This window comes from Roseovarius sp. MBR-51 (assembly GCF_053628575.1).
On the sequence record NZ_JBRJGQ010000009.1, the window covers coordinates 144539 to 157770 of the forward strand.

Annotated in this window: 15 protein-coding genes and 1 tRNA gene; 6 read left to right on the forward strand and 10 right to left on the reverse strand. The window is 61.2% G+C overall.

All coding sequences use genetic code 11. The annotated features are described in order from the left end of the window. Positions 1-19: 19 nt before the first annotated feature. The 5 genes from pyrC (at position 20) to ACSSVY_RS14875 (ending at position 4637) form a co-directional block, all read left to right on the forward strand. Positions 20-1057, forward strand: a complete 1038-nt coding sequence (gene pyrC, locus ACSSVY_RS14855; RefSeq protein WP_454270423.1) for a dihydroorotase — start codon at positions 20-22, stop codon at positions 1055-1057. A 76-nt stretch (positions 1058-1133) separates the two neighbouring features. After that, the gene (locus ACSSVY_RS14860) at positions 1134-1811 is read left to right on the forward strand and encodes an orotate phosphoribosyltransferase (RefSeq protein ID WP_454270424.1); all 678 of its coding nucleotides are present in this window, start codon (positions 1134-1136) and stop codon (positions 1809-1811) included. Positions 1812-2053: 242 nt separating this feature from the next. Continuing rightward, positions 2054-3541, forward strand: coding sequence for a replicative DNA helicase (locus ACSSVY_RS14865; RefSeq protein ID WP_454270426.1), 1488 nt, complete (start codon positions 2054-2056; stop codon positions 3539-3541). Between the two features lie 88 nt (positions 3542-3629). Then, the gene (gene truA, locus ACSSVY_RS14870; protein WP_454270428.1) at positions 3630-4403 is read left to right on the forward strand and encodes a tRNA pseudouridine(38-40) synthase TruA; all 774 of its coding nucleotides are present in this window, start codon (positions 3630-3632) and stop codon (positions 4401-4403) included. 157 nt (positions 4404-4560) lie between these two features. Beyond that, a tRNA-Arg gene (locus tag ACSSVY_RS14875) sits at positions 4561-4637 on the forward strand. Positions 4638-4673: 36 nt separating this feature from the next. Here ACSSVY_RS14875 and ACSSVY_RS14880 read toward each other — a convergent pair. The 6 genes from ACSSVY_RS14880 to ACSSVY_RS14905 form a co-directional block, all read right to left on the reverse strand. Then, positions 4674-5561 (reverse strand): FAD:protein FMN transferase, encoded by an 888-nt coding sequence (locus tag ACSSVY_RS14880; RefSeq protein WP_454270430.1) that lies wholly within the window; start codon positions 5559-5561, stop codon positions 4674-4676. A gap of 229 nt (positions 5562-5790) precedes the next feature. Next, complete coding sequence (locus tag ACSSVY_RS14885; protein WP_454270432.1) at positions 5791-6117, reverse strand: VanZ family protein; 327 nt, start codon at positions 6115-6117, stop codon at positions 5791-5793. 43 nt (positions 6118-6160) lie between these two features. Continuing rightward, positions 6161-6439 (reverse strand): TFIIB-type zinc ribbon-containing protein, encoded by a 279-nt coding sequence (locus ACSSVY_RS14890; protein ID WP_454270434.1) that lies wholly within the window; start codon positions 6437-6439, stop codon positions 6161-6163. 82 nt (positions 6440-6521) lie between these two features. Then, positions 6522-6929, reverse strand: a complete 408-nt coding sequence (locus ACSSVY_RS14895) for a universal stress protein (RefSeq protein ID WP_454270435.1) — start codon at positions 6927-6929, stop codon at positions 6522-6524. Positions 6930-7006: 77 nt separating this feature from the next. Next, positions 7007-7294 carry a DUF5665 domain-containing protein gene (locus ACSSVY_RS14900; RefSeq protein ID WP_454270437.1) on the reverse strand — a complete coding sequence of 96 codons (288 nt, stop codon included), beginning with the start codon at positions 7292-7294 and terminating at the stop codon, positions 7007-7009. Next, on the reverse strand, positions 7291-7611 hold the full coding sequence (locus ACSSVY_RS14905; RefSeq protein WP_454270438.1) for an antibiotic biosynthesis monooxygenase family protein: 321 nt from the start codon (positions 7609-7611) through the stop codon (positions 7291-7293). The genes ACSSVY_RS14900 and ACSSVY_RS14905 overlap by 4 nt, the downstream gene beginning before the upstream one ends. 112 nt (positions 7612-7723) lie before the next feature. Here ACSSVY_RS14905 and ACSSVY_RS14910 point away from each other — a divergent pair, with 112 nt between their 5' ends. After that, positions 7724-8383, forward strand: a complete 660-nt coding sequence (locus ACSSVY_RS14910) for a hypothetical protein (protein WP_454270440.1) — start codon at positions 7724-7726, stop codon at positions 8381-8383. 24 nt (positions 8384-8407) lie between these two features. On the opposite strand, the gene ACSSVY_RS14915 is transcribed toward ACSSVY_RS14910, so the two are convergent. The 4 genes from ACSSVY_RS14915 to fabD all read right to left on the reverse strand — a co-directional run bounded on the left by ACSSVY_RS14915 (position 8408) and on the right by fabD (position 13115). Next, entirely contained in the window at positions 8408-10696 is a 2289-nt protein-coding gene (locus tag ACSSVY_RS14915; protein ID WP_454270442.1) for a right-handed parallel beta-helix repeat-containing protein, read from the reverse strand. A gap of 237 nt (positions 10697-10933) precedes the next feature. After that, positions 10934-11167: an acyl carrier protein gene (locus ACSSVY_RS14920; protein ID WP_008282321.1), complete on the reverse strand. Its 234-nt coding sequence runs from the start codon at positions 11165-11167 to the stop codon at positions 10934-10936. 229 nt (positions 11168-11396) lie between these two features. Then, positions 11397-12134: a 3-oxoacyl-[acyl-carrier-protein] reductase gene (fabG, locus tag ACSSVY_RS14925; protein WP_454270444.1), complete on the reverse strand. Its 738-nt coding sequence runs from the start codon at positions 12132-12134 to the stop codon at positions 11397-11399. Between the two features lie 33 nt (positions 12135-12167). Then, on the reverse strand, positions 12168-13115 hold the full coding sequence (fabD, locus tag ACSSVY_RS14930) for an ACP S-malonyltransferase (RefSeq protein WP_454270445.1): 948 nt from the start codon (positions 13113-13115) through the stop codon (positions 12168-12170). Positions 13116-13232: the final 117 nt, after the last annotated feature.

The following is a 13232-nucleotide window of genomic DNA, read 5'->3' on the forward strand; positions in this document are numbered from 1 at the left end:
ATTGTGTATGCGCGAGCGCATGACCCAGACCCTGACCCTCCGCCGCCCCGACGATTGGCACCTGCATCTGCGCGATGGCGCGATGCTGCGCGCCGTCCTGCCTGAAACCACGCGCCATTTCGCCCGCGCCATCGTCATGCCCAATCTGGTGCCGCCGGTGGTCACTGGCCAAGATGCCACCGCCTACCGGGCGCGGATTATGGCGGCCCTTCCCGAGGGCGCGGATTTCACCCCGCTGATGACACTCTATCTGACCGAAGAGACCGATCCAGAGGATGTGGCCGCGGCCCATGCCAGCGGGCTTGTTACGGCGGTCAAGCTCTACCCCGCCGGGGCCACCACCAACTCCGCCTCAGGCGTGCGCGATTTCGACAAGGTGCGCGCTGTGCTGGAAAAGATGGCCGACATCGGCCTGCCGCTCTGCGTGCATGGCGAGGTGACGGACCCGAGCGTTGACATCTTCGACCGCGAGGCAGTCTTTATCGACCGCGTGCTCGATCCCGTGCGCCGCGCCACACCCGGTTTGCGCGTGGTGATGGAACATATCACGACCGCCAATGGCGTCGACTATGTGCGCGCCCATGACCAAGACCTTGGGGCCACGATCACCACGCATCACCTCGTGATCAACCGCAACCATATCCTCGTTGGCGGGATCAAGCCGCATTATTACTGCCTGCCCGTGGCCAAGCGCGAGGAACACCGCCTCGCTCTGCGCGCCGCCGCCACCTCTGGCGATGCGCGGTTTTTCCTCGGCACCGACAGCGCGCCGCATATCGACCCTCTCAAGGAAAGCGCCTGTGGCTGCGCGGGCTGTTTCACCGCGACCAACACGATGTCAATCCTAGCGCATGTGTTTGAGGACGAGGGCGCGCTTCACCGGCTCGAGGGCTTTACCTCGCTCAACGGCCCTGCCTTCTATCGCCTGCCCGCCAATGAGGCCACGCTGACCCTGACCAAGGGCGATGCGGTCACCTACCCCGAAAAAATCGACACCGGCGACGGGCCCGTCACCGTCTTTGACCCCGGCTTCGCGCTCCATTGGCGCGTGACCTGAGTTTCATCGTTCCTTCAATACTCCCGCCGGAGGCCTCAAAACTCTTCGGCGCACCGCTCAACCCAAGGACCACGCCATGATCCCCGCAGCCTACCCGCCCAAGGAAGAAATCGCCCGCCTCACCGCCCGGATGCTGCTGGAAATCGGCGCGGTGCATTTCAACGCGGACACGCCCTTTACGCTGGCCTCCGGCCTGCCCTCGCCCACTTATATCGACTGCCGCAAGCTGATCTCCTACCCGCGCATCCGCAGCACCTTGATGGACTTTCTCACCGTCACCGTGATGCGCGACGCCGGGTTCGAGGCGTTCGACAATATCGCGGGCGGCGAGACGGCGGGCATTCCGTTTGCAGCCCTTGTGGCAGAGCGTATGGCCCTGCCCATGACCTATGTGCGCAAGAAACCCAAGGGTTACGGGCGCAACGCCCGCATCGAAGGCGCCATGACCGAGGGGCAGCGCGTGCTTTTGGTCGAGGACCTGACCACTGATGGCGGATCGAAACTCAGCTTCGTGGATGCCATCCGCGAAACGGGGGCCACCTGCGGCCATACAGCAGTGATATTTTACTACGGCATCTTCCCCGAGACCGAGAAAACCCTTGGCGATCACGGGATCGCGCTGCATCACCTCTGCACCTGGTGGGATGTTCTGGCCGAGGCGCGCGCGCAGGCCATTTTCGAGGCCGCAACCCTGAACGCGGTCGAGGATTTCCTGCGCGATCCGCGTAAGTGGCAGGCGGCACACAAGAAATAAACTTGTCCTCAGGGGGTGGGGATAACCCACATCTCGAATCGCAAAGCGCCTCTAGATGTGGTAGACCCTAACGATAAGGCAACAGGATGTGGACGCGCCGCTTGCGGCGTGCCCCTATCCACCGGCTTATCCCGCCAAATGTCCACAGAGTTATACAAGTGGCGAGCGTACCGGGATTGGCCTAGAACACGCGAACCAAGACGACCGACACGATAGAAAACCGATAGACGGGGACCGCAGGCATGAATGAAGTCAAGGCTTTCAATCCGACCGGAGCAGAGATTCAATCCCCCGATAGCGTGCCGCATTCCATCGAGGCCGAACAGCAACTCCTCGGCGCGATTCTGACCAATAATGACGTCTATGATCGCATCGCCGCCATCATCGGGCCACAGCATTTCTACGATCCGGTGCATGCCCGCATCTTTGAGACCGCCGCCGCCCGCATCGCCAAGAACAACCTCGCCTCGCCCGTGACCCTGCGCGCATTCTTGGAGAATGATGAGGGATTGAAAGAGCTTGGCGGTCCCGCCTATCTCGCCAAACTGGCAGGCGCTGCGATTTCGACCTTTGCGGTGCGCGACTATGCGCAGATGATCTATGACCTCGCAATCCGCCGCGCGCTGATTACCTTGGGCCATGATATCGCGGGCAAGGCCGCCCGCGTCAACGTCGATAGCGAGCCCAAAGATCAGATCGTCGAGGCCGAACAAAAGCTCTACCAACTGGCAGAACAGGGCCAGTCCGAGAGCGGGTTTCAAAGCTTTCTCAAGGCCGTAACGGACGCTGTTAATGTGGCCAATGCCGCCTATCAGCGCGAAGGCGGGCTGGCGGGCATCTCGACCGGGCTGGTCGATCTCGATGGCAAACTGGGCGGTCTGCACAAATCCGACCTTCTGATCCTCGCCGGTCGCCCGTCGATGGGCAAGACATCGCTGGCAACCAATATTGCCTTCAACGTGGCCAAGGCCTATCGCCGCGGCACCCTGCCCGATGGCACCGAAGGTGCGGTGGATGGGGGCGTCGTGGGCTTTTTCTCGCTCGAGATGAGCGCCGAACAATTGGCGGGCCGGGTGCTGGCCGAAGCCTCGGAAATCTCGTCACACAAGATCCGTCAGGGGGATATGGACGAAAGCGAATTCCGCCGCTTTGTCGAGGCTGCCAAGACGCTGGAATCCTGCCCGCTCTATATCGACGACACCGCCGCCATCCCGATTTCGCAGCTTGCGGCCCGCGCGCGGCGGCTCAAGCGGACCCATGGTCTTGACCTGCTGATTGTCGACTACCTGCAACTGGTGCGCGGCTCCTCCGAAAACCGTGTGCAGGAGATTGGCGAAATCTCTATGGGACTCAAGGCGATAGCCAAGGAACTTAACATCCCTGTTGTCGCGCTCTCGCAGCTCTCGCGTCAGGTCGAGAACCGCGAGGACAAGCGGCCGCAATTGTCGGACCTGCGCGAATCCGGTTCTATCGAACAGGATGCAGATGTGGTGATGTTCGTGTTCCGCGAGGAATATTACAAGGAACGCGAAAAGCCGGGCGATCACGAAATGGACAAGATGGCCGAATGGCAAGAGGCGATGTCGCGCCTGCATGGCAAGGCGGACGTCATCATCGGCAAACAGCGTCACGGCCCGATTGGCACGGTCGAGTTGAGCTTTGAGGCTCAGTTCACCCGGTTCGGCAATCTGGTCAAATCCTGGCAACAGGGCGGCAACGCCGACTATTAATCCGACCGTTGACGGGGGCGCTGCCCCCGGAGGCCCAAGGTATTTCGGGCCAGATGACACCCAATCCAGAAGCAAGCCAAGTCGCACCATGCCCCGCTATGCCCTCAAGATCGAATATGACGGCGCGCCCTTTGCCGGCTGGCAGCGGCAGGTTGACCACCCGTCGGTTCAAGGCGCGATTGAGGCGGCGCTCGGACGGATTGAACCGGGTCCGCACACCATCGCGGCCGCCGGGCGCACCGATGCCGGGGTGCATGCGCTGGCGCAGGTCGCGCATTGTGATCTGCCGCGGGATTGGGGGGCGTTTCGCCTGTCAGAAGCCCTCAATTACCACCTCAAGCCGCTGCCCGTCGCGATCACTGCCTGTGCGCGTGTCCCGGAGGACTGGCACGCGCGATTCTCCGCCACAGAACGGCAATATCTCTTTCGCATCCTGTCACGCCGGGCACCGGTCACACTCGATCAGGGGCGCGTCTGGCATGTGCGCCCAATGCTTGACATCGACGCGATGCGGGCGGGCGCGGCCCATCTCATCGGAACGCATGATTTCACCACCTTCCGCTCGACCATCTGTCAGGCGGCCAGCCCGATCAAGACGTTGGACTCGATAGAGATTTCAGAGCATTCCACGGCCACCGGAACGGAGATCCATTTCCATTTGCGGGCGCGGTCCTTTTTGCACAATCAGGTCCGCAGCATCGTTGGAACCCTCGAACGTGTGGGGGCGGGATCGTGGAATCCCGATCGGGTGCGCGGCGCGCTTGACGCCCGTGACCGCGCCGCCTGCGGTCCGGTTTGCCCACCCTATGGGCTCTATCTCGCGCATGTTGTCTACGACAGGGAGCCCTTCGGAACGGATTAATCCCCGCGCAACGGTCCCGTGACGCACCCCTGACGCGGGTGAACGCAGCTGTGGGTGTCTCCGCAGCCGCCCGGAGCGAAAAGAGGAACCAGAACAGGTGGCTGGACAAGGGGAGCGTGGTTGCGCACCGTTTTCCGAACCGTTATCAGACTGATATGGCCCCGTAGCTCAACTGGATAGAGCACGGACCTTCTAAGTCTGGGGTTGGGGGTTCAAGTCCTCCCGGGGTCGCCATGTCTGCATCGCATTCTCTCTGCCAGGGTCGCTGTCTCAGGCGATCATTTCGATACGGGCGCCCGGAAACTTTTCGACCGCCACAATTGCATCTTCTCGCCGCATGAGCGCAATCGCAGTGGAAAGCCCGTCCGCCACGGCCGCAGAGGGGGACGAGACGCTGACGATCTTGTGGCGGGGACGATGGCCATTCGGGCACACGCTATACACGCCGTCAACCGACTCAATAACGCCCATCGGCTTTGTGGTGGCGAGCGCCCTGTTGCAGAGCGCAACATGATGATCGTACTCGCCATTGGCAGAGTAAATCCTCGCCTTCCAAGCGGTACCAATTGGGTTCCGCCCAACCGCGCGCAACTCACCAATGTCAATGAGCACATCGGTCAGACCCTTGGTGCGCAGAAACGCGGCGATCCGGTCTGTCACATACCCCTGCGCGATTCCGTTGAGGGTCAGCGCCATGCCGGTGCGCTCAAAGGATATTTCACGCGCATCAACTTTGACCTTCTCCCAACCAATGAGCCCGAAGGCCCGTGCCCGTGCGCGCCCCATCAGACCGGCCTGCAAAAGCGGCTGCACCGTAGGATCAAACGCGCCACCTGTGGCCTTGTTCAGACGATCAGACAGTTCGATCACCTCAAAGAACTCGGGCGGTGGGGCCACAAGGCGGCCGGTCTGGTTGAGCTGCACCAAAGTGCTGTCGGGGCGAAAGAGGCTGAACAAGCGATCAAGCCGGTCCAATTCGGCCTCAAACGCCGCAAAGATAGGCTGCGCAGCCTCGGGTGTCAGTCCTGCCAGAACCAAGCTGGCGGGCGCACCCATTGCCCGACCTTGCCAGCGGGCACTCTGGGACGCCAATGCAAACGAGGGTGCCGCGATGGCTGCGGCAGCGACGGTCAGAAAGCGACGGCGTGTCAAATTCATTAGTAAAACTCCGGGACATGACTATGAGAGCCATGCCGGAGGTGATCAAAGAGGATGGATAAAAAGCGACTAAAGAACCTCTGAGAATCACACCGAACAATTGGCCTTAATCACAACCTATGGGCTAGGACAGCGGGGCTTTTTGATCCAAATCAAAGTTTCCGGGGACTGCACAAAAAAGACTACTCGAATTGGCTCTTTTACACCCAATGCGAAATTGGTGCTCGCCTCAGAGGGGCCGTCGCCGTTGAAAGAGGCGCACAAGGCCGATGCCGCAGGCAGCCCCGAGACCGTCAGCGAATAGATCCGCCCATTCGGCGCCACGCCCCACATAGGGCTGCACAATCTCGATCAGGCCGCCATAGGTCAGTGCCGCGACCCAGATCAATCGCCAATGCTTGGGATGACGCGCGGCCATGGGGAGCACAAGCAGGCCAAAGGCCAGCATATGCGCTGCCTTGTCGAGCCCCATAGGCGGCGCAGCGCCCGTCGAAGAGGGCATCAGTGTGGTTATGCCAATCGCAAGCGCCAGCAGACAGGTGAGAACTTGGGCCATCCCTGCCCTTACCCTCCGCACGGGCCTGCTTCAAGCCAAAGGCTCAGAAGTCGAAAAGGTCTTCCAGAAAGCCACCACGCTTTTTTCGCCGGGGTTGCCCATGGTCCGAATGGCCACGGTCGGAATACCCACGATCCGAATGCCCACGGCCTCCATGATCCGGAGCGGCCTGCGGTGCCACAGGTGTGCCCGCTGCTCGGTCGATGATCTTGTCCAACTCACCCCGATCGAGCCAGACACCCCGGCATTGCGGGCAATAATCGATCTCGACCCCGGTGCGTTCCGCGAGAATCAGTTGCGTGCCGTCTATCGGACATTGCATGGGCGCTCTCCTTTTTTGGTGCGTCAGAAGGCATGTGGGCATGCCCTGCCCACTGTGCAACCCAGAGCGCCCAAAGTCAGGCTCAGCGGATCACATGCACCGCGCAATTGGCATGGCGCACGACCTTGGCCGCGGTGGAACCGAGCAAAAGATCCTGCATACCGGGGCGGTGGCTCGCAATCACGATACAATTCGGTGTGTACCGCTCGGCCCAGTCGAGAATGGTGCGGCCCGAATGCCCCTCGACCACATGAAAGGAGCCGTTTGGCAAAGTGGCGGCAATATCGGCCAATTCCGCCTCGATTGCCTTGCGCGCCTCGTTGACATAGCCCTGCGGCAGGTAGGATATCGCATAGCCCGGCACCTGCTCGATCACATGCAAAAGGCTGATATGTCCGGTCTCGTCGGCCAAGAGCCGTGCCACCCGAAGGGCCGCCCCCGAATCGCGTTCCTGATCGAACGACACCGGAACCAAGATGTGAGAATACATGGCGTTTCCTTTCCTGTTGACTGATCCGATCATGGGACGGTGACGGCACCAGCACCATGATCCAGATCAGGACCAGATCAGTTCTGCATGTCTCGCACCTGCGCCGCGATTTGCGCCGCCCATTCGCCAATGATTGGCAGGAACTCGATCTGACTCAACACCCAGATCATCACCGAAATCAGCACAGTCGCCCCCAGCACGGTGCCCAACCCCGCGGCCAGCCCACGCGCCAGATTGAAGGCCAGCATGCGGGGGAATGAATTGTGTACCCGGATGAAGCGATGCGCATTCAGGGTCTGCAACTCGCGGCGCAGCGCCGCCACTTCGCGCATCAGCTCGTCGGATGGTCCGGTGTCCTCACTCATCCGAAGGTCGCCACCACGTCATACATCACCGGCTCAAAGCTCTTGCAGAGCTCGTTGATTTCGCGGTTGCGGGCGCGCATGTCCTCACTTCGCAGCATCGCCTGAAAATCCGCCCGCGCGCGCCATTGCGAGTAATTGGCAATCCGGGTCTGCGCATCGTTCACATGCAGCCCGGCCGAGATGAAGCCCGGTTGATGCGATATGAAATCGCGATACGCGGCAGTCAGGAGATCCATGAGATCCTGACAGGTGCCGGGCGTCACCTCGAATGTCGTGATCACGGTCTGATGGTCGGTGGCGGTACTGATATGGGGCATGGCGGACCTCCTTTGCAAGGCGAGCGTAACACGCGGTTCCCGCACGGTAAATTCCCCGCCCATCTTAACCCGCGCTTTACCCTTTTTAACGAGGGTTAACGCAGAGGTAGCCATGTTGAGATGTCTCACCCTTGCAGTCATACTGCTGCCTTGGCTGATCACCACGGCAGAGGCGGGTGCCTGGCCGCGTGCCAAGGGCCAAATCTTTCTGGCAACGTCCGGACAGATGGAGGGGCCGGATGAATTCGGTCTCTACCGCCAGAGATTCACACTCTACGCGGAATACGGCCTGACCGAACGAGTGACGCTGGGGCTGGATCTTGGGGGCGACACCCTGCGCATGACCAAGAGCATTGCCTTTGCCCGCTGGCCAATAGGCCGGGCAGGACGCAAGGTGAGACTGGCATTTGAGATTGGCCTCGGTGAGGTGGACGACACTGCGGCGCTGCGCCCTGGCCTGTCATTGGGGCGTGGCCTCACGCTCTGGGGGCGTCATGGCTGGGCGGCATTTGACGGGCGCGCCGTGGTCTTTGGTGACAGCCGGATGACGCTGGAAAGCGACATCACCTTTGGCCTCAATACCACCCACCGCAGCAAGGCGATCCTGCAACTCCAGACCGGGCGTCCGTCCTTCGGTCGCGCCTACAGCCGATTTGTCCCGTCATTTGTCTACGAAACCAAACCCGGCGCGCATCTCGAATTCGGCGTGATCTTACCGTTCTCGGGGGGCGGGGAGCGTGGTGTGAAACTGGGCCTCTGGCGACAGTTCTGACGCACCGCCAAGGACCGGACCGCCTCATAGCGGATCGTCGATCCGAACCCGCAAGATCACGGTGCCCGCCACCGGGCTCGGCCAACGCAGATTGATCCGATCCTTGTTCGGTCCCTGCTGTGCCTCGAAATAGGCGCTCGTGTGGATCACCGCATCTGCCGCATTGCGCAACGGTCCCACCGCCATGACCGACTCGACCCCCTGCGCCCAGGCGCCGAATGGCAAGCGTGGGGCTGGCTCTACGACCCAGGTCGACGCCGCGCTGGCTTGGGTGTGTTGCATGACCAGCGGAGTCGCGACGGGGATGTCCACATTGTGAAAGCTGTTGTCGGCAAAGGTGACATTGCGCACCCGGTCATAGTCAAGATCGGCAAAGCTGGTATCGACCGCCTCGACCCGCGTGATGGTCCCGATGGTCCGAAAGGTATTGCCCGTGACGGTCATCCCATCCAGAAAATGCCCCGCCCCATGCGGTTTGACCACGAGAAAGGTGAACCAAGGCGCCATGTCACTGGCCAGAAATACATTGTCCGTGATGCTCAGGGCACTGAACGAGAACTCGCTGGCAAACCCCGGCTCTGCGTCATGCTCATTGACCCATTCAATAAAGCAGTTGTCGATGTAGTTCCCGGTGATGGTGCCGCGATTGTTGATCCGTGTCAGAACCAACCCGGCCGCACGCACCCCATTCGTGGCACTATCGCCCTGAAACACATGATTGCCCGAGATGATCGAACTGCTGCCGGCCATGACGGCAAAATGGCGAAAGAGAACCACCCGATTGTCGCGGATCTTGAGGTCATTGGCGTTTGAGTTAAATCCGATCGAGCGCCGCTCAGTCGATAAAAGTGGCCCCTCGTCGGAGATGAATTGACAGCGGTCGATCATCATCCCCTGATCGCCCTCGCCATGGCTGGTGATGCCGCGATCCTTGGGGCGGGTAAAGAAACAGTCGCGGAAATGGTTGGCAGACCCCTGCGGCGGCAAAAGCACCCCGCTGCAATCGCCCGTGCATTGAAAGTCCACCTCAGAGACCACCATGCGCGAGACATCCTCAAAACCGCTGAAATCCAGCAGATACTTGAACCGCCGGAAGGTATAGACCTGCGTGCCTGCCGCATCGAAAAGCGGCTGGCTGATGTCGAGCCGCTGGGCCGCTACGTTCTTGGCAGTGACATAGACCTCGCGCCCCACGCCATTGCCTTCGATCAGCGCGCCAACAGGGATATTGGCCACATTGGTCACATTGGTCAGGCGTTTTGAATTGGCGATGTCGTAGCTGGCCTGCGAGGTCATGACCTCTGTCTCCCACGCCGGACCCGGAAAAACCGAGATCTGGCCATTCTGGATCACATGGCGCTGATTGTAGGTTGTCCGATTGACCACCGCCGCCGCCATGTCGACAGGTGCGCGCAGCGACACTTTGCGACCGGCCAGATCGAGCGTGACATGATCCGGATTGTTCAAGAGCGCCTGATACGCTTTCTTGAATGCCTGTTCACTGTCGCCGAACGCATCCATATACGCGGGCAGGTCAAAATTCCTGGTCAAGGCGAGGATCGCTGAATCGGGCATCTCGACCGTGCCCTCGAACCGGATGCGGTTTTGGATCGTGGTGCTTTGACCGAGAAAATATCGCCCCGCCGGAACAATGATCTCTCGCCCTTCGGCTGCGGTATCAGCCGCCTCAAAGGCTGCGTGATCATCCGCCACCCCGTTGCCAAGCGCGCCATAGTCACGCACGTCGACCGTGCTGATCACGTCGCGCAGAAAAAATCGGCTGACATCCTCGATGACGATATCGTCGATCCGAACCACGCCCCCACTCGGGCCAGTTAAATCGAGACCGAAATGCCCAAAGATCGCGGCGCGTCCCCAGGCCATGTCAACGCCGGTCCGGGTGCCTGTGCCCACGATGGCCGTTACCTCGACCACGTCACCATAGGTGGTGAGCGCGACCTGCGGCCCGGTCACGGTGACGCCGGACAGCGCCACGCCGCTTGCGCCTCCGGCAAAGGCCGCGATCCGAACACTGGGCAGGTTGCCCGCAATCGCCTTGATCCGCACCCGGATCTGAAGATAACAGCCGGGCAGAATCGGCGTCTCGCCCATATACCGCAAGCGCTGCACGCTTTGCGTCTTTTGCAACTCCAGCGCCCCGCCGAAATCCTGATCCGCTGGCACAAAGGCCGCATCAGCGGCATTGGCATAGGTGTCAGAGCCGGGTCGCCCGTCCCCGCGCGACCATTGGTCGAGACCGATTGCGAAGGGTTGCGGCATGAAGACGATGCCGTCGGTGATTGCCTTGTTCATGGATATCCCTTTCCTTTTGCCGCACCGCATGCGTGCTGCCCGTGGCCAGAGCGATGGGCCAGAGCAATGGAAAAGGGATGTATCAACGGACCGTTAACCGCATGTCATGGCACCGTCACGGTGCCCGGCAGCACACGGCACGCGGTTCAGGTTCACGGGATTGTGACGCCAGCCTTGTCTTAAACGCAAAGAACCCTGCCGATTGGCAGGGTTCTTGACTCTCGCGCGGGAGCGAAATCAGGACGCTTCGGTGATGAACTTGACCGCGTCGCCAAAGGTCTGGATCGTGTCCGCCGCATCATCGGGGATCTCGATGCCGAACTCTTCTTCGAATGCCATGACCAGCTCGACCGTATCGAGGCTGTCCGCGCCGAGATCGTCAATGAAAGAGGCTTTGTCGACAACCTTGTCCTCTTCAACGCCCAGGTGTTCCACAACGATCTTCTTAACGCGGTCTGCGATATCGCTCATGTCTTGTTCCTCGTTTTGTCTTGGGCAGTCTTGCCCGTTGTCTGCCCCCGCCCATGCCGGGAAGTGGCGATGATTATGCCCCAATGGGCGGTTCTCGACTGCCTTCATACAAAGGCCACCGGGAGAATCCGCATATCCCTCCGGCTAATCTCGGTGGCCTATAGCATATGCGCGGGCAATGGCAAATGCTTTCACTCAGGTCGATTGTGACAGAGATACCCGCCGCGACTCAGTACATGGACATCCCGCCATTCACATGCAGGGTGGCGCCTGTCACATAGCCTGCCTCGGGGCTGGCAAGATAGAGAACAGCCGCCGCAATCTCCTCGGACGTGCCCATACGGGCCATCGGGATCTGGACATAAAGCGCGGACTTCTGATCCTCGCTCAATTTATCGGTCATCGGCGTGGCGATAAAGCCCGGTGCCACCACATTGGCGGTGATGCCCCGGCTTGCCACCTCTGCGGCGATGGATTTGGTCATGCCCACCAAACCGGCCTTGGCAGCGGCATAGTTGGCCTGACCGGGGTTGCCGCTCGACCCGACGATTGAGCCGATATTGATGATCCGGCCCCAACGCGCCTTCATCATCGGGCGCACAGCCCCCCGGCAAAGACGCATCGCAGAGGTCAGGTTGACATCGAGCACGTCATGCCAGTCCTTGTCCGACATCCGCATAAAGAGCTGATCACGCGTGATCCCGGCGTTGTTCACCAGAATATCGAGCCCGCCCATCGCGGCGATGGCATCCTTGGTCAAGGCATCGACCGCCTCGGCATCGCTGAGGTTGCAGGGCAGGACATGGGCGCGCTGGCCCAATTCCGCCGCCAGCGCCTCAAGAGGCTCGACGCGGGTGCCACTTAGTCCGACGGTTGCACCCGCGCCATGCAGCGCGCGTGCAATCGACGCGCCGATGCCACCAGAGGCGCCCGTCACAAGCGCGGATTTCCCTGTCAAATCAAACATCTTATGTCCTTCTCTCTTTATCACTGCACAGCATCAAATATCGGCGACGACTTGAGCCGTCGCTTTTACCTCTTCCGAGGTGCCAATCGCGCGGCAGGTGATCTCGCGCTCAATGCGCCGGATCATACCCGAGAGCGCCTTGCCCGCCCCGATCTCCCATATCTCGGTGACACCTTGTGCCGCCATATAGATCACCGACTCGCGCCAGCGCACAGAGCCGGTGACCTGCTCCACCAATAGCGCGCGGATCTCCGCCGGGTCCGTCACGGCGCTGGCGCGCACATTGGCCACCAGCGGCACCACAGGTGCATGGATCGTGACATCGGCCAAGGCCGCCGCCATCACCTCGGCGGCAGGCGCCATCAGGGCACAATGAAAGGGCGCGCTGACTGGCAAGAGCATCGCCCGTTTCGCCCCGCGCGCCTTGGCGAGATCCAGCGCGCGCTCAACGGCTCCCTTGTGGCCAGAGACCACAACCTGCCCCGGATCATTGTCATTGGCGGCCTGACAGACCTCGCCTTGCGCAGCCTCTTGTGCCACGGCGCGGGCGGTTTCGAAATCAAGACCCAACAGCGCCGCCATCGCGCCCACACCCACCGGCACTGCCTGTTGCATTGCCTGTCCCCGAATGCGCAGAAGGCGCGCGGTATCCGCCACGCTGATCGCGCGCGCCGCCGCAAGGGCCGAATATTCCCCCAGGGAATGCCCGGCCACATGGCCAGCGACCTGCGCCAGATCCACACCTTCGGCCTCAAGCGCGCGCAGGGCCGCCAAAGACGTCGCCATCAGCGCCGGTTGGGCGTTCTCGGTCAGGGTCAACGCCTCCTGCTCACCCTCCCAGATCAACGCCGAGAGCTTTTGTCCGAGCGCGTCGTCCACCTCGTCAAAAACTGCCCGTGCCGCCGGATAGTTGGCCGCCAGATCCGCCCCCATGCCGATCACCTGCGCGCCCTGCCCCGGAAATACGAATGCTCGGCTCATCTGCTCACCTCCCTTGAAAAGTGCCTCCCGATACATCGCCGCGTCTGCCAAAGCAACGTGTTTGCCCAAGATTGCACAGTGTTTGCGCAGGGATTGTGCAGACCCTCAAAGACGCAG

What these genes read in the sequence shown, in the direction of transcription:
- pyrC (WP_454270423.1), top strand. Translation starts at nt 20, where the DNA reads ATGACCCAGACCCTGACCCTCCGCCGCCCCGACGATTGGCACCTGCAT.
- ACSSVY_RS14860 (WP_454270424.1), top strand. Translation starts at nt 1,134, where the DNA reads ATGATCCCCGCAGCCTACCCGCCCAAGGAAGAAATCGCCCGCCTCACC.
- ACSSVY_RS14865 (WP_454270426.1), top strand. Translation starts at nt 2,054, where the DNA reads ATGAATGAAGTCAAGGCTTTCAATCCGACCGGAGCAGAGATTCAATCC.
- truA (WP_454270428.1), top strand. Translation starts at nt 3,630, where the DNA reads ATGCCCCGCTATGCCCTCAAGATCGAATATGACGGCGCGCCCTTTGCC.
- ACSSVY_RS14880 (WP_454270430.1), bottom strand. Translation starts at nt 5,561, where the DNA reads ATGAATTTGACACGCCGTCGCTTTCTGACCGTCGCTGCCGCAGCCATC.
- ACSSVY_RS14885 (WP_454270432.1), bottom strand. Translation starts at nt 6,117, where the DNA reads ATGGCCCAAGTTCTCACCTGTCTGCTGGCGCTTGCGATTGGCATAACC.
- ACSSVY_RS14890 (WP_454270434.1), bottom strand. Translation starts at nt 6,439, where the DNA reads ATGCAATGTCCGATAGACGGCACGCAACTGATTCTCGCGGAACGCACC.
- ACSSVY_RS14895 (WP_454270435.1), bottom strand. Translation starts at nt 6,929, where the DNA reads ATGTATTCTCACATCTTGGTTCCGGTGTCGTTCGATCAGGAACGCGAT.
- ACSSVY_RS14900 (WP_454270437.1), bottom strand. Translation starts at nt 7,294, where the DNA reads ATGAGTGAGGACACCGGACCATCCGACGAGCTGATGCGCGAAGTGGCG.
- ACSSVY_RS14905 (WP_454270438.1), bottom strand. Translation starts at nt 7,611, where the DNA reads ATGCCCCATATCAGTACCGCCACCGACCATCAGACCGTGATCACGACA.
- ACSSVY_RS14910 (WP_454270440.1), top strand. Translation starts at nt 7,724, where the DNA reads ATGTTGAGATGTCTCACCCTTGCAGTCATACTGCTGCCTTGGCTGATC.
- ACSSVY_RS14915 (WP_454270442.1), bottom strand. Translation starts at nt 10,696, where the DNA reads ATGAACAAGGCAATCACCGACGGCATCGTCTTCATGCCGCAACCCTTC.
- ACSSVY_RS14920 (WP_008282321.1), bottom strand. Translation starts at nt 11,167, where the DNA reads ATGAGCGATATCGCAGACCGCGTTAAGAAGATCGTTGTGGAACACCTG.
- fabG (WP_454270444.1), bottom strand. Translation starts at nt 12,134, where the DNA reads ATGTTTGATTTGACAGGGAAATCCGCGCTTGTGACGGGCGCCTCTGGT.
- fabD (WP_454270445.1), bottom strand. Translation starts at nt 13,115, where the DNA reads ATGAGCCGAGCATTCGTATTTCCGGGGCAGGGCGCGCAGGTGATCGGC.